Genomic DNA, 17441 nt, shown 5'->3' on the forward strand with positions numbered 1-17441 from the left:
CCGGCCGGCCCTCACCGCGACCTTTCCTAAAACATCTTTCATCCTGGTCCGCGCCCGGCGTTAAGCGGCGCCACGCACACTGCGCGAGCCGAACCGGGTTCCCGCCACGCTTCGGCACCTCGCTGACAGGCCGGCGCCCCGCGCCGGCGGAGACCTCGCCGATGCTGAAACTCGTCCGACTCGCGCTCGCGCGCCCCTACACCTTCATCGTCCTCGCGCTGCTGATCCTGATCGCAGGACCGCTCGCGGCACTGCGCACGCCGACCGACATCTTTCCCGACATCCGGATTCCGGTCATCAGCGTCGTGTGGAACTACGCGGGCCTGCAGCCGGCCGACATGTCGGGGCGCATCGTCACGTATTACGAACGCACGCTCGGCACCACGGTCAACGACGTCGCGCACATCGAGTCGCAGTCGTTCCGCAGCTTCGGGATCGTCAAGATCTTCTTCCAGCCGAGCGTCGACATCCGCACGGCCACGGCACAGGTCACGTCGATCTCGCAGACCGTGCTCAAGCAGATGCCGCCCGGCACCACGCCGCCGCAGATCCTCAACTACAACGCGTCGACCGTGCCCGTGCTGCAGCTCGCGCTGACGAGCGACACGCTCAACGAGCAGCAGCTCGGCGACTACGCGACCAACGTGATCCGGCCGCAGCTGCTGTCCGTCGCGGGCGTCGCGATTCCGTCGCCGTATGGCGGCAAGATACGCCAGGTGCAGATCGACCTCGATCCGCAGGCGCTGCAGGCGAAGGGGCTGTCCGCGCAGGACGTCGCGACCGCGCTCGCGCAGCAGAACCAGATCATCCCGGCCGGCACGCAGAAGATCGGCCGCTTCGAATACAACATCCGGCTCAACGACAGCCCGCTGACGATCGACGAGCTCAATGCGCTGCCGATCCGGACCGTGAACGGTGCAGTGATCTTCATGCGCGACGTCGCGCACGTCCGCGACGGTTTTCCGCCGCAGGGCAATATCGTGCGCGTCGACGGCCGCCGCGCGGTGCTGATGAGTGTGCTGAAAAGCGGCTCGGCGTCGACGCTCGACATCATCGCCGGCGTCAAGGCGCAGTTGCCGCGCGTCGAGGCGACGCTGCCGCCGTCGCTCAGGCTCGTCGTGATGGGCGACCAGTCCGTGTTCGTCAAGGGCGCCGTGAGCGGCGTGGCGCGCGAAGGCCTGATCGCCGCCGCGCTCACCTCCGCGATGATCCTGCTGTTCCTCGGCAGCTGGCGCTCGACGCTGATCATCGCCGCATCCATTCCGCTCGCGGTGCTGGCGGCGATCGCCGCACTCGCCGCCGCGGGCGAGACGCTCAACGTGATGACGCTCGGCGGGCTCGCGCTCGCTGTCGGCATTCTCGTCGACGATGCGACCGTCACGATCGAGAACGTCAACTGGCATCTCGAACAGGGCAAGGACGTGCGCAGCGCGATCCTCGACGGCGCGTCGCAGATCGTCGCGCCGGCCTTCGTGTCGCTGCTGTGCATCTGCATCGTGTTCGTGCCGATGCTGCTGCTCGACGGCGTGGCCCGCTTCCTGTTCGTGCCGATGGCCGAGGCCGTGATCTTCGCGATGATCGCGTCGTTCGTGCTGTCCCGCACGTTCGTGCCGATGATGGCCCGTTACCTGTTGCGGCCGCATGCCGCGCATCCGGCGGCCGTGCTCGCGCCGCACGGCGCACCGTTCCCGCCATCGCGCGCACGCAATCCGCTCGTCGCGTTCCAGCAGGGGTTCGAGCGCCGCTTCGCGGCACTGCGCGCAGGCTATCGTGTCGTGCTCGGCCTCGCACTCGCCCATCGCGCACGCTTCGTCATGCTGTTCCTCGCCGCGGTCGCGCTGTCGTTCGTGCTGGTGCCGTGGCTCGGCCGCAACTTCTTCCCGTCGGTCGACGCGGGCGAAATCGCGATCCACGTGCGCGCACCGATCGGCACGCGCATCGAGGAGACGGCCGCGCTGTTCGACCGCGTCGAGCACACGGTGCGCGGCGTCGTGCCGCCGCACGCGCTCGCGAGCATCGTCGACAACATGGGTTTGCCGAACAGCGGGATCAACCTCACGTACAGCAACAGCGGCACGATCGGTCCGCAGGACGGCGACATCCTCGTGTCGCTCGCGGGCGACCACGCGCCGACGGCCGACTACGTGAAGCAGTTGCGCACCGTGCTGCCGCACGCGTTTCCGGGCGTGGCGTTCTCGTTCCTGCCCGCCGACATCGTGAGCCAGATCCTCAACTTCGGCGCGCCCGCGCCGATCGACGTGCAGGTGACAGGCCCCGACCGTGCCGCCAACCGCGCCTATGCGACCGAGCTGCTGCGGCGCATCCGGACGGTGCCGGGCGTCGCCGACGCGCGCGTGCAACAGGCGTCGACCTATCCGCAGTTCACGGTATCGGTCGACCGCGCACGCGCCGCGCAGCTCGGCATCACCGAGCAGGATGTCACCAACGCCGTGGTGGCGAGCCTGTCCGGCACGAGCCAGGTGTCGCCGACCTACTGGCTCGATCCGCACAACGGCGTGTCCTATCCGATCGTCGCGCAGACGCCGCAGTACCGGATGACGTCGCTGTCGGACCTGCGCGCGCTGCCCGTCACGGGCCGCTCGGGCGCCCCGCAACTGCTCGGCGGCCTCGCGACGATCGTGCGCGGCCAGACCGACGCGGTCGTGTCGCACTACGACATCGCGCCGCTGTTCGACATTTTTGCGACGACGCAGGGCCGCGATCTCGGCGCGGTCAGCACGGACATCGACCGCGTGCTGCGGGCGAGCGCCGCCGACCTGCCGAAGGGATCGCGCGTGACCGTGCGCGGCCAGGTGCAGACGATGAACAGCGCATTCGGCGGGCTGCTCGCCGGCCTCGCCGGTGCGGTCCTGCTGATCTACCTGCTGATCGTCGTGAACTTCCACTCGTGGCGAGACGCGTTCGTGATCGTGAGCGGACTGCCCGCGGCGCTCGCCGGCATCGTCTGGATGCTGTTCGTCACACGCACGCCGCTGTCGGTCCCGGCGTTGACGGGCGCGATCCTGTGCATGGGTGTCGCGACCGCGAACAGCATCCTCGTCGTGACCTTCGCGCGCGAACGGCTCGCACACACCGCCGACGCGGCCGTCGCCGCGCTCGAGGCCGGTTTCACGCGCTTTCGGCCCGTGATGATGACGGCGCTCGCGATGATCATCGGCATGGCGCCGATGGCCCTCGGTCTCGGCGACGGCGGGGAACAGAACGCCCCGCTCGGTCGTGCGGTCATCGGCGGCCTGCTGTGCGCGACCGTCGCGACGCTGGTGTTCGTGCCCGTCGTGTTCAGCCTCGTCCACCGGCGCGATCGCGCGCCCCGCTCCGAATCCCTGTCCCTCACTCCGGGAGAACAACATGTCCACTGAATTCGAAATCCGTCCCCCCGGTACGCCGCGCTACCTGAAGCCGCTCGCGATCGCGGGCGTGATCGCCGCGCTCGCCGCCGCGGCAGCCGGCCTCGTCGCACGCGCGCACGATGCGCGCGCGATCGCCGCGTGGACCGCGCAGCAGGCGATCCCGACCGTCGCGACGGTCGCGCCGCAGCCGGCCGCCGCCGATGCGCTGGTGCTGCCCGGCCGCCTCGATGCGTATGTCGACGCACCGATCTACGCGCGCGTGCCCGGCTACCTGCATGCGTGGTACGCCGACATCGGCGCGCACGTCAAGGCCGGCCAGTTGCTCGCGTCGATCGACACGCCCGATCTCGACCAGCAGCTGCAGCAGGCACGCGCCGACCTGCAGAGCGCGAACGCGAACGAGCGGCTTGCGGCCGTCACGGCCGCGCGCTGGGCCGAGATGCTCGCACAGGATTCCGTGTCGCGGCAGGAGGCCGACGAGAAACGCAGCGACCTCGACGCCAAACGCGCGGCCGTCGCCGCAAGCACCGCCAACGTGCGGCGGCTCCAGGCGCTCGAATCGTTCAAGCGGCTCACCGCGCCGTTCGACGGCGTCGTGACCGCCCGCAAGACCGATGTCGGCGCACTGATCGACGCGGGCAGCGGCAACGGCGCCGAACTGTTCACCGTCTCGGACGCACGGCGGCTGCGGCTCTACGTGCACGTGCCGCAAGACGATGCGGGCGCGATCCGGGCGGGCATGCACGTCGCGCTGACCGTGCCCGAACGCCCGGGCGCGACGTTCGACGCCACGCTCGCGGATTCCGCGCAGTCGATCGATCCGGCTTCCGGCACGCTGCTCGCGCAGTTCTCGATCGCCAACCCCGCAGGCACGCTGTTCCCGGGCGAATATGCGCAGGTGCGAATCGCAGTGGCCGATGCCGCGCATGCGCTGACGATTCCCGCAAGCGCGCTGATCTTCCGCCACGACGGGTTGCAAGTCGCCGTACTCGACGCGAGCGGGCACGCGCGGCTGCGCAACGTATCGATCGCGACCGATCTCGGCACGCGCGTCGAGATCGCGTCGGGGCTCGCAGCCCGCGACCGCGTGATCGACAATCCGCCCGATTCGCTCGCGGACGGCGACCCCGTGCGCATCGCGAGCGCCGCGACGATGGAGCGTGCGCATGGCTGACCGTCTGCTCGCCGGGTTGCTGGGCAGCGTCGCCCTGCTCGCCGGCTGTTCGCTGGCGCCGGCCTATCGCGCGCCGGCCGTTCCGCTTCCGGCCGCCTTTCGCGAAACGGGCCCGTGGGTCGATGCCGCGCCGGCCGACCGCCTGCCGCGCGACGGCTGGTGGCGCGTATACGGCGACACGACGCTCGACCGGCTCGAGCCGCTCGTCGCGCGCGCGAACCCCGACCTCGCCGCCGCCGTCGCGCGGCACGACGAAGCCACCGCGCTGTTCGACGAGGCGCATGCGGCATTGCTGCCGACCCTGGGCATCGATGCCGAGACCGACCGCGACCGGCAATCCGCGCGCTGGCCGCTGCGAGGCAGCGGCCAGCCCGACATCTACGAGTCGAACACGCTCGAAGCGGGGCTCGGCTACGACGTCGATCTGTGGGGCAAGGTCCGCAACACGGTCGCGGCCGGCCGCGACGACGCTCAGGCGGCCGGCGACGACCTCGCCTCCGTCCGGCTCAGCCTGCAGGCCGCCGTCGCCAGCACCTATTTCGAACTCGCGGGGCTCGACCGCGAAGCGGATACGCTCGCGCAAACGATCGACACGTACCGCCGCGCGTGGCAACTGACGGTCAGCCGCCATCGCGGCGGCCTCGCATCGGGGCTCGACGTTTCGCGTGCGCAAACCCAGCTCGCGCTCGCACAGGCGCGCGCGTCCGACATCGCCGCGCGCCGTGCGCTCGACGAGCACGCGATCGCCGCGCTCGTCGGCGTATCCGCGTCGACGTTCTCGCTGCCGCCCGTCGCCGCGCTGCCGCGCGTTCCGTCGATTCCGACCGGATTCGCGTCGACGCTGCTCGAACGCCGCCCGGACATTGCCGCCGCGGAACGCCGCGTCGCGGCCGCGAACGCACGGATCGGCGTCGCGCGCGCCGCGTATTTCCCGGACCTGTCGCTCGGCCTCGACGCCGGCTTCCAGAGCGACACGTTTTCGCCGTGGCTCGCCGCACCGAACGAGATCTGGTCGATCGGGCCGCGCCTCGCGATGACGCTGTTCGACGGCGGCCTGCGCGCCGCCGGCGTACGCAAGGCCCGTGCGCAGTTTGCCGAACAGGGCGCGCGCTACCGGGCCATCGTGCTGCAGGCGTTTCGTGAAGTCGAGGACGATCTCGCGCTGCTGCACCGCCTTGGCGACGAATCCGGCCAGGACGACGCGGCGCTCGTCGCGGCCCGGCATTCGCTTGCGCTTGCGATGTCGCGCTATCGCGACGGTGCCGTCAGCTATCTCGACGTGGTCACCGCGCAGACGACCGAACTCGATACGCAGATCGCGTCGCTCGATGCCGATGCGCGACGCCTGCAGGCATCCGTCGGGCTCGTGCGCGCGCTCGGCGGCGGCTGGCGCGACGCGCGTTCATGAACGTTTCTTCATCGGCGCGCCGGGCGCCTGGAAGTCCGCGCCCGATAACGTGTTTCCGGCCGGCATCGCACACGCGGCACCGGCCGCTGCCATACGAAAAGGACCACGCCATGAAGACATCGATGTTCGCCATCCTCCTCTCCGCCCTCTGCGTCGCGCTGCCCGGCCGGGCCGGCGCAACGCAGCCCAACGCGGCCACCGCGCCGCAGACGCCCGCACCGTCGTCGCCATACGCTGCATGGAATACGCCGCAGGCAACGCCGCTGACGCGTGCGCAGGTCTATCGCGAACTCGTCCATGCCGAACGCGACGGCCAGCTCGCGCAACTCAATCGCGAACTCTATTCGCACTGACCGCACGCGACCGGGCAAGCCGCGCGACGCGCGGCACGCCTGCCGTCCACGAACGTGGCGCGATTCCGCACCGTCATGCGCCCGAGTCGAACCTGAACCCGAATCGCGCAACCGTTTCGATGCGCGCGGAAAAGGCGTGCGCGGCCAGCTTGCGCCGCAGCCGGACGACCAGCGCATTGACCGTTTCGGGTTCGATGTCGGCATCGCCCCATGCGTAACGCAGCACGGCATCGCGCCCGACCGGTCGCCCCGATGCGCGCAGCAGGCATTCGACGAGACGGAATTCCCGTGCGCTGAGCGCCAGCCTCCGGCCCCCCTCTTCGAGGGCGCGCGTCGCCGTGTCGAGCCGGACCGACTCGCGCATCTCGATGACGCCTGCGCGGCGCCACAGCGCGCGCAAACGCTCGTGCAATTCCACGAACGAACACGGATGGGCAAGGCACACGTCGCAGCCGGCCTGCAGCATCCGTGCGCGCTGTGTCGGTGTTGCACCGGCGACGATCGCGGCGATCGTCGCGCCTGCGGCCGATCCGGCGAGTCGCGGCAATGCATCGAGGACCGCCGGGCCGTCAGCCGCGTCGGGCGCAACGATCACGATTGCATCGAACCGGTCCTGCGTCGCCGCGAAGCAGCCGTCGCGCCATTCCCCGACGCGCTCGACGCCGTGTGTGCTCTCGCGAAATGCCTTGTCGAGCCGCGCCGCCTCCGGATGCGGCTGAGCAATCAGCAGGATGCGCATCGACCGTTCCCCGGCGCCGTCATGCCAGCGAGCGCGGCCAGCATTCGACCGTAATCGCCGCACCGGCCGGCTGCGCATCGCCGATCCGCAGCGCGAAGCCGTGCACGTGCATCACCGCCGATACGATGCTCAACCCGAGCCCCGAGCCTTTCACATGACGCGTATGCTCGCCGCGATAGAAGCGTTCGAGCACCGCGTCGCGCTCGCCGGGCGGGATGCCGGGCCCGGTGTCCTCGAACCGGACGAGCGGGCCGCCCGGCGTCGCGCGGAGTACGGCGCGCACGCGGCCACCCGGCGGCGTGAACTTGATGGCGTTGTCCGCGAGATTGCTGAATGCCTCGAACAGCAATGCGCGGTCGCCATGAATGCCGTCGACCGGTGCCGCGTCGAGTTCGAACGACACGTCGACGGCTTCGGCGAGCGGCTCGTAGAGTTCGCACACGTCGCGCAGCAATGCCGCGACGTCGACCACGGCAAAGCCGCCGCGCCGGCTCAGCGTACCGATCTCGGAGATGCGCAGCATCGCGCGAAAGCGCTCGAGCAGCCGGTCGGTCTCGTCGCGCGCCGACGCCAGCAGCGCCGCCGACGCGGGATCGTCCGCACAAAACGGCTGCTCGGCCAGTCGCGCCAGCATCGTATGCACGCGCGCGAGCGGCGTGCGCAGATCGTGCGCGATGCCGTCGCAGGTATGACGCACCTCGCCCATCAGTCGCTCGACTTCGTCGAGCATGTGATTCACGAGATGCGCGAGCAGGTCGAGCTCGTCGTAGCGGCCGACCGGCAGCCGCTTGCCGAGGTCGCCCTCGGCGATCTGCCGCGTGGCGCGCCGGATCGCGGCGACGCGGCGCATCTGCCGCATGCCGAGCATGCTGCCGCCCGCGATGCCCGCGACCAGGATCATCACGCCGCCGATCACGAGCCCGCGGATCGCGACATCGCGGATCTGGATGAAATGCGACAGGTCGCGCGCGACGACCAGCGTCATCCCGTTGTCGCGGCGCACGGCCATCGCGCGCGTGATCGGTGCGGGCTGGCCGTCGAGCAGCACGAGCGTGCGGTTCAGCGTGCGTCCGGCGCGATCCGTACGCAGCGCGGGCAGCGTCGCGATGTCGCCGGCCACGCGGCGCCCGGCCGCGTCGAACAGCCCGTAGAAACTCGTATGCAAGTGTTCGTGCTCGAGTCGCCGGTGGATCGCGAGCGGCAACTGGGCATCGGGAATCGAATCGAAATAGATCAATTGCCACGCGAGCACCTCGTCGGTGTCGCGCGTCATCGTGTGTGTCGCGGCGACGCTGATTACGCCCGCGAGCAGCAGCAGCGAAACCGAGAAGATCGCCGCATACGCGCACAGCCAGCGAAACGTCGTCGTATGCCAGCGGCGTGTGAAGTTCGCCGCGCGGGCCGCATCCATCCGTGCCTCCGTTACGCGAGCATGTAGCCCGAACCGCGCACCGTCTGGATCATCGGGTTCGCGCCGGGCGGGTCGATCTTCTTGCGCAGCCGGCCCATGTGGACGTCGATCAGGTTGGTGCCGGGGTCGAAGTGATAGCCCCACACGGCCTCGAACAGCATCGTGCGCGTGATCGTCTGGCCCGCGTTGCGCATCATGAATTCGAGCACGCGAAACTCGGTCGGCAGCAGCGGAATCTCGTCGGCGCCGCGGCGCGCGCAGCGCGAAATCAGGTCGAGCTCGAGCGCACCGACCTTCAACAGTGTCTGCTGCGGCACACCCGACGCCTGCCGGCGGCGCAGCAGCACCTCGATGCGTGCGCTCAGTTCGCCGGAATCGAATGGCTTCGTCAGGTAATCGTCGCCGCCCGCGCGCAGCCCGCGGATGCGCTCGTCGACATCGCCGAGCGCGCTCAGCATCAGCACCGGCGTATCGATGCCGACCGTGCGCATCGCGGTCAGGATCGCGAGGCCGTCTGCGCCCGGCAGCATCCGGTCGAGCGTGATCGCGTCGTACGATGCGCTCATCGCGCGCATCATCCCTTCGCGGCCGTTGTCGATCCAGTCGACCTCGAACCCGCGTGCGGTCAGTTCGCCGACGATTTCGTTCGCAGTCACCGCATCGTCCTCGACCGTCAGTACTCGCATGCCTGTCCTCGCAATGAACTTCATGACGGGCGCACGCCATGCGCCCGCGACTATCGTAGACGACGCGATCGCCGTCCGGCGCCAGATGAAAATAGCTTCATCCGGCGCCGGGGCCAACGCGCGTGAAACATGTTTCATCCATGCGTCGCCCACCCGGTCGTGCGCTCCGCCTACGCTGACGTCATGCGGCATCGGGCCGCGAACACAGGAGCCACCGAATGAAACTGTCGACCACCGTCGCCTGCATGCTGCTCGCATGCGCGAGCACCGCCGCGTTCGCGGCACCGCACCTGACGCCGCAGGAATGCAACGCCTACCCGTTCGTTCACACGGGCCACGAAGTCACCCACTCGGACCTCGTGCGCGAGCTGACCGAACTCGAACAGGTCGGCTACGAGCCGGCGCACGCGAGCCCCTACTACCCTGACGATCTCGACGCCGCGAAGGATCGGCTCGCCGCCGAGTACCGTACGGACTGCACGCATGCGCTGACGGCGGACGCGGGCCCGCACTGACCGGCTCGCACCGCGCAGCAGGAATAAAAAAGGCGGCACTCGCGTGCCGCCTTTGTTTCATGAACGCGCATGGACATCGACCGCTGCGCCGCGACGCCGCTCAGCGCGACATCATGTTCATGCTGACGTTGTGCATCACCCACAGCGTGCCGACGATCAGGATCGCCGCGGTCAGCACCGTGTAGCTGAATGCCATCACGTTCCAGCGCTGGCCCGACGAGCTGTTCATGTGCAGGAAGTACACGAGGTGCACGACGATCTGCACGAATGCCAGCACGGCCAACGCGATCAGCGACGCATGCGGCGACAGCACGCCGCCCATCACGAGGCCGAACGACGCGGCCGTGAGCAGCACCGACAGGATGAAGCCGGCGACGTAGCCGCCGACACTGCCGTGCCCTTCTTCGAGTTGAGACGAATGCGAATGGGCCATTTAGATCACGCTCGCGAGATAGACAAAGGAAAACACGCAGATCCACACGATGTCGAGGAAGTGCCAGAAGAGGCTCAGGCACGTCAGGCGCCGCAGGTCGCGATCGGTCAGGTCGCCGCCGCGGAACACGATCTGCCCGGCGAGCACGAGCATCCACAGCAGGCCGGCCGTCACGTGCAGCCCGTGCGTGCCGACCAGCGTGAAGAACGCCGACAGGAACGCGCTGCGCTGCGGGCCGGCGCCTTCCGCGATCAGGTGCGAGAACTCGCGCAGCTCCATCGCGAGAAACGCCGCGCCGAGCACGAACGTCACCGCGAGCCACGCGAGCAGCGCGCCGCGCCGCTGCTTGTAGGCAGCGAGCATCGCGAAACCGTACGTGATGCTCGACAGCAGCAGCGCGGCGGTTTCCACCGCGACGCCCGGAATGTCGAACAGGTCTTTCGCGGTCGGCCCGCCCGCATACTGTTGGCCGAGCACCGCGAACGTCGCGAACAGCGCCGCGAAGATCACGCAGTCGGTCATCAGGTACAGCCAGAAACCGAACACCGAATGCGACGGCGGATGGTCGTCGTGCTCGAGCAGGGTTGCGCTCAAGGTTTTCTGCAACATCAGTTGGCCTCCAGTTCCACGTCGTCGACACGCGCAGGCACGCGCTTGGTCGGCTGCTTGTCTTCGATCTTCCGCACCGTCGACGCGGGGATGTAATAACCGTCGTTATCGCGCGAGCTGTAGATCACCAGCGTCGCGACGATCCCGACGAGCCCGGCGATCGCGAGCCACCAGATGTGCCACACCAGCGCGAAGCCGAGCACCAGGCTGAAAATCGCGACCACGAGGCCCGCGCAGGTATTCGACGGCATGTGGATATCGCGGATCGACGCCGGGTTCGGCCGGCCTTCGCCGCGCGCCTTCAGGTCCGCGTACGCGTCGAGCGTGCGCACCTGCGGGATCACCGCGAAGTTGTAGTCGGCCGGCGGCGACGAGGTCGCCCACTCCAGCGTGCGGCCGCCCCACGGGTCGCCCGTCGTGTCGCGGTACTCAGGCAGGTTGCGGTTGCGGATGCTGACCACCAGTTGCAGCAGCTGGCATGCAATGCCGATCGCGATCAGCACGGCGCCGAACGCGGCGACCAGCAGCCACGGATGCCAGGCCGGGTTGTCGTAGTGGTTCAGGCGACGCGTCATGCCCATGAAGCCGAGCACGTAGAGCGGCACGAAAGCGACGTAGAAGCCGACCTGCCAGAACCAGAACGCGGCCTTGCCGAGCTTCTCGTTCAGCTTGAAGCCGAACGCCTTCGGGAACCAGTAGTTGAAGCCCGCGAGATAGCCGAACAGCACGCCGCCGATGATCACGTTATGGAAGTGCGCGATCAGGAACAGGCTGTTGTGCAGCACGAAGTCCGCGCCGGGGATCGCCATCATCACGCCGGTCATGCCGCCGAGCGTGAACGTGACCATGAAGCCGATCGTCCACAGCACCGGCGTCGTGAATTCGATCCGGCCGCGATACATCGTAAACAGCCAGTTGAACACCTTCACGCCGGTCGGGATCGCGATGATCATGGTCATGATGCCGAAGAACGCGTTCACGTTCGCACCCGAGCCCATCGTGAAGAAGTGATGCAGCCACACGAGGAACGACAGCACCATGATCGCGCAGGTCGCGTACACCATCGTCTTGTAGCCGAACAGCGGCTTCTTCGCGAACGTCGCGATGACCTCCGAGAAGATGCCGAACGCCGGCAGGATCAGGATGTACACCTCCGGATGGCCCCACGCCCAGATCAGGTTCAGGTACAGCATCGCGTTGCCGCCGGCTTCGTTCGTGAAGAAGTGCATGCCGAGGTAACGGTCGAGGCCGAGCAGCGCGAGCGTCGCGGTCAGGATCGGGAACGACGCCATGATCAGCACGTTGGTGCAGAGCGCGGTCCACGTGAACACCGGCATCTTCAGCAGCGTCATGCCCGGCGCGCGCATCTTGATGATCGTCACGAAGAAGTTCACGCCGGTCAGCAGCGTGCCGACGCCCGAGATCTGCAGCGCCCACAGGTAGTAATCGACACCTACCCCCGGGCTGAACTGCAGCTCCGACAGCGGCGGGTACGCGAGCCAGCCCGTCTGCGCGAATTCGCCGATCACGAGCGAGATGTTGATCAGGATCGCGCTGACCGCCGTCATCCAGAAGCTCAGCGAGTTGATGAACGGAAATGCGACGTCGCGCGCGCCGATCTGCAGCGGCACGATCAGGTTCATCAGGCCGACCATGAACACCATCGCCATGAAGAAGATCATGATCACGCCGTGTGCCGTGAAGATCTGGTCATAGTGGTGCGGCGGCAGGTAGCCGGGCGCGTTGTACGCGAGCGCGAGCTGCATGCGCATCATGATCGCGTCGGCGAAGCCGCGCAGCAGCATGATCAGCGCGACGATGATGTACATCACGCCGAGTTTCTTGTGGTCGACTGTCGTCAGCCATTCCGTCCACAGCCATTTCCACCGGCCGGTGATCGTCAGCGCGGCGAGAATGCCCAGCACGGCCAGCCCCATGAAGGCGCCGGCCACCATGATGATGGGCTGATCGAACGGGATCGCCGATAGTGTGAGTTTGCCGAACATGCGTTACCCCTTCGTGCCGCAGGCGGCGTCCTTCAGGTCAAGGACGTGGCCATCGTTGTATTTCGCGATGATGTTGTGGAAGAGCCGCGGATCGACCGACGAGAAGTAGCGCACGGGCGCCTTCTCGCTCGGCTGCGCGACGGTGCCGTACACGGTCGCATCGAGCCGGTCCGGCGATGCCTTCACCTTCTGCACCCATGCATCGAACTGTTCGCGCGGCTCGGCGAGCGTGCGGAATTTCATGTCGGAGAACCCGCGGCCGCTGAAGTTGGCGGACGTGCCTGCGTAGTTGCCAGGCTCGTCGGCGATCAGGTGCAGGCGCGTCTGCATGCCGGCCATCGCGTAGACCTGGCCGCCGAGCTGCGGAATGAAGAACGAGTTCATCACCGAATCCGACGTGATGCGGAAGTTCACCGGCGTCCCCACCGGAATCGCGAGCTGGTTCACCGACGCGATGCCGAGTTCCGGATAGATGAACAGCCACTTCCAGTCGAGCGCGACGACCTCGACGTCGATCGGCTTCACCGACGACTCGAGCGGCTTGTACGGGTCGAGCTCGTGCGTGGTCTTCCACGTGAGCACGCCGAGGAACAGGATGATCAGCGTCGGCACCGTCCAGATCACGACTTCGATCGCGGTCGAGTGCGACCAGTTCGGCGCGTACGTTGCGTTGCGGTTCGATGCGCGGTAGCGCCATGCGAACCACAGCGTAAGCAGGATCACCGGCACGACGACGATCAGCATCGCCCAGGTGGACGTCGCGATCAGCGCCTTTTCGGCAGCGCCCACGCTTCCTTTCGGATTTAGTACATCTAACTTACAGCCTGACAGGCTCAGCGCCGCGCCGATTGACATCAGCGCCGACCAGCCTCTTGAAGCTCTTGTTTTCATCACACAGCCCGAGGGTCATTGAATCCGTTTTGCGTATGCCCGATGCGCATTCGATTCACGAAAGTGGCCGAATCATACGTCGCGCGGGTGCGATGAAAAACCGGTGGGTGCGACAAATCATCATTGCAAAATCTGCCGTGAGACACATTGTCGCGGGGCAATTTCACGCAGCCGGAAGCGGGCCCGGCACCGCATGCGCCGGACCGCGATCGATGTGTGCGCAACGACCGCATCGCCGTGCGATGCGCCCCCGCCCTCGCGGCGTGCCGCGATCAGCCGTGCGTCGATGCCATGTACGACGGCTGCGCCCGCACCGGGCCGTCCGCTGCCGGCACCTTCGAACGGCTGGCCTCGTCGATCAGCTTGCCGACGGTCGGATCGATCGCGTCGGTAAACGGTTTCGGATCGATGCCGACCGCCAGCACGACCAGCGCGAGCGACGCGAACATCACGATCTCGCGACGGTTCAGGTCGGCGAGCTTCGCGATCCGCTGGCTCGCGACCTTGCCGAACACGACGCGCTTGAGCATCCACAGCGTGTACGACGCGCTGAGGATCAGTGTCAGCGCCGCGATCGCACCGATCCAGAAGTTGAAACGGATCGCGCCCATGATGACCATGAACTCGCCGACGAACCCCGACGTGCCCGGCAGGCCGACGTTGGCCATCGCGAACAGCAGCGCGAAGGTCGCGAAACGCGGCATCACGCCCGCCACACCGCCGTACGCGGCGATCTCGCGCTGCTTCGTGCGATCGACGAGCACGTTCACGCACAGCAGCATCGCGCCCGCGACGAAGCCGTACGACACGAGCTGCACGATCGCGCCTTCGACGCCGATCCGGTTGAACAGGAACAGCCCGAGCGTGACGATGCCCATGTGCGCGACCGTCGAGTACGCGAGCAGCTTGCCGAGATCGGTCTGCGCGAGCGCGATCAGGCTTGCATAGACGATCGCGAACAGCGACAGCGCGATCACGGCCGGTGCGAAGAAATGGCTCGCGTCGGGCGTGATCGGCAGCGCGAAGCGCAGGAACCCGTACCCGCCGAGCTTGAGCATCGCGAGCATCAGCGCGGCGCCCGTCGGGCCGTCCGTGTACACGTCGCTCAGCCACGTATGAACCGGCCACATCGGCACCTTGACCGCGAACGCGGCGAAGAAGCCGAGGAATACCAGCAACTGCGGCGCGAAACCGAGCTGCAGCGTGCGCCACACGGCCAGGTCGAACGTATGCGACTGCGCGTACAGGTACAGCATCGCCATCAGCAGCAGCAGCGAGCCGGCGAACGAGATGAAGAAGAACTTCACGGCGGCATACACGCGGCGCTCGCGCCCCCACGTGCCGATCAACAGGTAAAGCGGGATCAGCGTCGCCTCGAAGAAGATGAAGAACAGCAGCCCGTCCTGTGCGGCGAACACGCCGACCATCAACCCCGACAGGATCAGGAACGACGCGTAGTACTGCGCGACGCGCACCGTGACCGACTCCCACGACGCGATCACCACCACGAGCGTCGTGAATGCGGTCAGCACGACGAGCCACAGCGACGCGCCGTCGATGCCGACCCGCCATCCCGAATTGAACGCCGCCAGCCAGTTGCGGCTTTCGACGAACTGCATCGCGGCCGAATGCGCGTCGAAACCGGCGACCAGCGGGACGACGGCGACCAGCCCCGCCAGCGCACCGGCGAGCGCAATCAGTCGTGTCCGGCGTGGATGATGGTCGGAACCGGCGCGCAGCACGCACGCGCCAAACAGGATCGGAACCCAGATGGCCAGGCTCAGGAAGGGAAAATCATGCATGTCAACAAGGCCTTGATGAGGTCGCGCACTGCATCGGGGACAGGCGAAACGAAAGGAACGAAATCAGATCGACAGATAGATTTCGTGAATCGCCAATGTTGGCAAAATGTAAAGCGGCATCACACGAAAACTTGATGTCGCTCAAGCGCAATCGGGTTAACCAGCATAAGGCGATCGATTATTTTTTGCATCGCAGCAGCGCATCGATTTTCGGCGTCGGCGCAGAAGACTGATTTTTATGAGTAATTTTTTGTATTGCGCGATGAGGGATGTCGTGGAAATCGACGCAGCGCCGCAATTTTGACGTCAACGCATCATTTCGGAGGGCCGGAGCGCGATGGTTGACGCCGTGCCGGAGCGCGATCGCGCGGTGCTCCCAGCCTTACATCACTGCTTTCATTTTTATTTCATTCAGCGTTGCTCGATGCAGGTCGGGCGCGCATGGCCGCTCCACCGTCCGGCGTCGCTGCAGGCACCGCGTCGTTCATGTTCCCGGCCGCTAGCGCTGATGACTCAGACGGTCCCATACGCGCATCGTCACCGCGCGATAGTGGTTGTGTTGTGCGGGAAAATGAACGAAGCGGCTGTCGCGCGTGGCATAGACCGGCGATGACGCGAGCGTCATCGCATCGACGATATGGCGCGCATCGATCATGCCGGACTGCAGCAGTTCCACATAGATCGCCTGCTGGTCGCCGCCGCTCGCGTAGACCGACGAACGATCGCCGAAACCCTCGATGCGCGCGCAGATGCGCTCGACCAGTTCGCGCATCGGCGCCACGTTGCGCACGCCGATCATGCACGAGTTGATCGCCCAGGCCGTGTGATCGGTACCGATCACGAAGTCGCGGCCGTCGATCGTACTGTCGACGGACTGACTCTGATCGATCGCCAGGATGTCCGCATCGACCCAGAACACGAATGCATGATGCGGCAGATGTTCGCGAATCAGATGCAGCTTCGCCCAGTTCGCATCGATGCCGCCCGGCAGGAATGCGGGCGCCTCGCGATACGCATGGTACGCATAGCCGTGCCGCGTGCAGTAGCGAACGAAGTTCTCCTCGTGCAGGTCGCCGTAGCCCGCGATATGCGATGTATGCAGGCTCACGAACGCAACACGCGCCTGCGGATTCACATGCCGCTCCGCGGCGCGCGTTCGTTGCTGCGCGGCACGCCAGTCGTCCATTGCGTGCGGGTGATCACCACGCTGGACCCGTTCGGCATCGTCGACGAGTGCCGCCACATAGCGGAAGTCGTAGTCGGCGGTCGGCGCCCAGACGCCCTCCACCTGCCGCCACTCGGGCGCCTGGTGCGCCACGAGCGGCCGGGCGCCGGCGATCGCATCGATCGCGACCCCGTCCCTCCAGACCGTCTGGGCCGACGCGAAATGGCCGTTCGCGAGCGGCAAGTCGAACGGCAGCGGCGGAAAGGTCTCCGCAAGCAGCGTCGCCTCGCACGCGTGCTGCCGCTCCGGAAGATGCATCGCCCACTTGCCCAGTTCGACCGCCAGCTTGCGCAACCGCTCCCGCACGTCGGGCACGTTGCGGAAGATCATGCCGCTTGCGGCGGGCAGCGCCGATTTCGACGTCTGCGTCGTGACGATCGCATCGTAACCGTGCGCGACATCCGGCAGCGCGTGCGGGTCGAACACGACGGAGAACGGATCGAGCACGAGCAGCAATGCATCCGGCTCCATCGCGACGAGCTGCGCGATGATCGCGTGGTACTTGTGCAGGACCTGCTGGCGCTCGCCATACACGTGCATGCCGTCGACCGTCGCATGCCGGTAGCCGTGCAGCCGCGCGTAACGCCCGTGATTGTCGACAAGTCCGTCGACAGGCCGATGAGAGAGGACAGTCAGAACGGAATGCGGGCTGGCCAAGAGCATCACCTTGAGTCGCGCCAATCGATACACGATATGTAGTGCGTTACCGCCGCTCAAGTCGAGCACTCATTGCCTGACTGGTAACCTCGGCCACTTCCGCCTGAGGATGAGATCCGGCTGCATCGAATGTTTCGTGCGTGAGGGCGTGATGCAGCCGA

14 protein-coding genes are annotated in these 17441 nt (G+C 67.0%); 5 read left to right on the forward strand and 9 right to left on the reverse strand.

Translation table 11 applies throughout. The annotated features are described in order from the left end of the window. The first annotated feature begins 161 nt into the window (after positions 1-161). The 4 genes from ACM6JT_RS02975 (at position 162) to ACM6JT_RS02990 (ending at position 6306) form a co-directional block, all read left to right on the forward strand. A complete protein-coding gene (locus ACM6JT_RS02975) occupies positions 162-3380 on the forward strand; it encodes an efflux RND transporter permease subunit (protein WP_034184705.1) in 3219 nt (1072 codons plus the stop codon). Beyond that, positions 3370-4545: an efflux RND transporter periplasmic adaptor subunit gene (locus tag ACM6JT_RS02980; protein ID WP_414855953.1), complete on the forward strand. Its 1176-nt coding sequence runs from the start codon at positions 3370-3372 to the stop codon at positions 4543-4545. The genes ACM6JT_RS02975 and ACM6JT_RS02980 overlap by 11 nt, the downstream gene beginning before the upstream one ends. Beyond that, complete coding sequence (locus ACM6JT_RS02985) at positions 4538-5953, forward strand: efflux transporter outer membrane subunit (RefSeq protein WP_414855954.1); 1416 nt, start codon at positions 4538-4540, stop codon at positions 5951-5953. The genes ACM6JT_RS02980 and ACM6JT_RS02985 overlap by 8 nt, the downstream gene beginning before the upstream one ends. Before the next feature lie 110 nt (positions 5954-6063). Next, positions 6064-6306, forward strand: coding sequence for a DUF4148 domain-containing protein (locus ACM6JT_RS02990; RefSeq protein ID WP_131947375.1), 243 nt, complete (start codon positions 6064-6066; stop codon positions 6304-6306). A gap of 73 nt (positions 6307-6379) precedes the next feature. Here the strand turns inward: ACM6JT_RS02990 and ACM6JT_RS02995 are convergent, their stop codons facing one another. From ACM6JT_RS02995 to ACM6JT_RS03005, 3 genes are read right to left on the reverse strand one after another with little or no spacing between them, the layout of a single operon-like run. Continuing rightward, positions 6380-7045, reverse strand: coding sequence for a response regulator transcription factor (locus ACM6JT_RS02995; protein ID WP_034184701.1), 666 nt, complete (start codon positions 7043-7045; stop codon positions 6380-6382). Between the two features lie 19 nt (positions 7046-7064). Then, complete coding sequence (locus ACM6JT_RS03000) at positions 7065-8456, reverse strand: sensor histidine kinase (RefSeq protein WP_034184700.1); 1392 nt, start codon at positions 8454-8456, stop codon at positions 7065-7067. Positions 8457-8467: 11 nt separating this feature from the next. Then, the gene (locus ACM6JT_RS03005) at positions 8468-9142 is read right to left on the reverse strand and encodes a response regulator transcription factor (protein WP_006483985.1); all 675 of its coding nucleotides are present in this window, start codon (positions 9140-9142) and stop codon (positions 8468-8470) included. Positions 9143-9360: 218 nt separating this feature from the next. Between ACM6JT_RS03005 and ACM6JT_RS03010 the strand changes: the two genes are divergently transcribed. After that, a complete protein-coding gene (locus tag ACM6JT_RS03010) occupies positions 9361-9657 on the forward strand; it encodes a DUF4148 domain-containing protein (protein ID WP_243564691.1) in 297 nt (98 codons plus the stop codon). Between the two features lie 100 nt (positions 9658-9757). Here the strand turns inward: ACM6JT_RS03010 and cyoD are convergent, their stop codons facing one another. The 6 genes from cyoD to ACM6JT_RS03040 form a co-directional block, all read right to left on the reverse strand. Continuing rightward, positions 9758-10090: a cytochrome o ubiquinol oxidase subunit IV gene (gene cyoD, locus ACM6JT_RS03015; RefSeq protein WP_217589387.1), complete on the reverse strand. Its 333-nt coding sequence runs from the start codon at positions 10088-10090 to the stop codon at positions 9758-9760. Further along, the gene (gene cyoC / locus ACM6JT_RS03020) at positions 10091-10699 is read right to left on the reverse strand and encodes a cytochrome o ubiquinol oxidase subunit III (protein WP_111016682.1); all 609 of its coding nucleotides are present in this window, start codon (positions 10697-10699) and stop codon (positions 10091-10093) included. It lies immediately after the preceding gene. Continuing rightward, positions 10699-12705, reverse strand: a complete 2007-nt coding sequence (gene cyoB / locus ACM6JT_RS03025) for a cytochrome o ubiquinol oxidase subunit I (protein WP_034184696.1) — start codon at positions 12703-12705, stop codon at positions 10699-10701. Before cyoB ends, cyoC begins: the two co-directional genes overlap by 1 nt. Before the next feature lie 3 nt (positions 12706-12708). After that, on the reverse strand, positions 12709-13596 hold the full coding sequence (gene cyoA, locus ACM6JT_RS03030) for a ubiquinol oxidase subunit II (protein WP_034184695.1): 888 nt from the start codon (positions 13594-13596) through the stop codon (positions 12709-12711). A 272-nt stretch (positions 13597-13868) separates the two neighbouring features. Continuing rightward, a complete protein-coding gene (locus ACM6JT_RS03035) occupies positions 13869-15398 on the reverse strand; it encodes an NADH-quinone oxidoreductase subunit M (protein ID WP_034184694.1) in 1530 nt (509 codons plus the stop codon). A 499-nt stretch (positions 15399-15897) separates the two neighbouring features. After that, a complete protein-coding gene (locus ACM6JT_RS03040; protein WP_414855956.1) occupies positions 15898-17286 on the reverse strand; it encodes a hypothetical protein in 1389 nt (462 codons plus the stop codon). Between the last annotated feature and the right edge of the window lie 155 nt (positions 17287-17441).

Origin of the sequence: Burkholderia sp. IT-111MI5 (assembly GCF_949752865.1) — a bacterium.
Lineage (GTDB): Bacteria > Pseudomonadota > Gammaproteobacteria > Burkholderiales > Burkholderiaceae > Burkholderia > Burkholderia pyrrocinia_C.

Excerpts from the sequence above, each read along its gene's own strand:
- ACM6JT_RS02975 (WP_034184705.1), top strand. The coding sequence starts at position 162 with ATGCTGAAACTCGTCCGACTCGCGCTCGCGCGCCCCTACACCTTCATC.
- ACM6JT_RS02980 (WP_414855953.1), top strand. The coding sequence starts at position 3,370 with ATGTCCACTGAATTCGAAATCCGTCCCCCCGGTACGCCGCGCTACCTG.
- ACM6JT_RS02985 (WP_414855954.1), top strand. The coding sequence starts at position 4,538 with ATGGCTGACCGTCTGCTCGCCGGGTTGCTGGGCAGCGTCGCCCTGCTC.
- ACM6JT_RS02990 (WP_131947375.1), top strand. The coding sequence starts at position 6,064 with ATGAAGACATCGATGTTCGCCATCCTCCTCTCCGCCCTCTGCGTCGCG.
- ACM6JT_RS02995 (WP_034184701.1), bottom strand. The coding sequence starts at position 7,045 with ATGCGCATCCTGCTGATTGCTCAGCCGCATCCGGAGGCGGCGCGGCTC.
- ACM6JT_RS03000 (WP_034184700.1), bottom strand. The coding sequence starts at position 8,456 with ATGGATGCGGCCCGCGCGGCGAACTTCACACGCCGCTGGCATACGACG.
- ACM6JT_RS03005 (WP_006483985.1), bottom strand. The coding sequence starts at position 9,142 with ATGCGAGTACTGACGGTCGAGGACGATGCGGTGACTGCGAACGAAATC.
- ACM6JT_RS03010 (WP_243564691.1), top strand. The coding sequence starts at position 9,361 with ATGAAACTGTCGACCACCGTCGCCTGCATGCTGCTCGCATGCGCGAGC.
- cyoD (WP_217589387.1), bottom strand. The coding sequence starts at position 10,090 with ATGGCCCATTCGCATTCGTCTCAACTCGAAGAAGGGCACGGCAGTGTC.
- cyoC (WP_111016682.1), bottom strand. The coding sequence starts at position 10,699 with ATGTTGCAGAAAACCTTGAGCGCAACCCTGCTCGAGCACGACGACCAT.
- cyoB (WP_034184696.1), bottom strand. The coding sequence starts at position 12,705 with ATGTTCGGCAAACTCACACTATCGGCGATCCCGTTCGATCAGCCCATC.
- cyoA (WP_034184695.1), bottom strand. The coding sequence starts at position 13,596 with ATGAAAACAAGAGCTTCAAGAGGCTGGTCGGCGCTGATGTCAATCGGC.
- ACM6JT_RS03035 (WP_034184694.1), bottom strand. The coding sequence starts at position 15,398 with ATGCATGATTTTCCCTTCCTGAGCCTGGCCATCTGGGTTCCGATCCTG.
- ACM6JT_RS03040 (WP_414855956.1), bottom strand. The coding sequence starts at position 17,286 with ATGCTCTTGGCCAGCCCGCATTCCGTTCTGACTGTCCTCTCTCATCGG.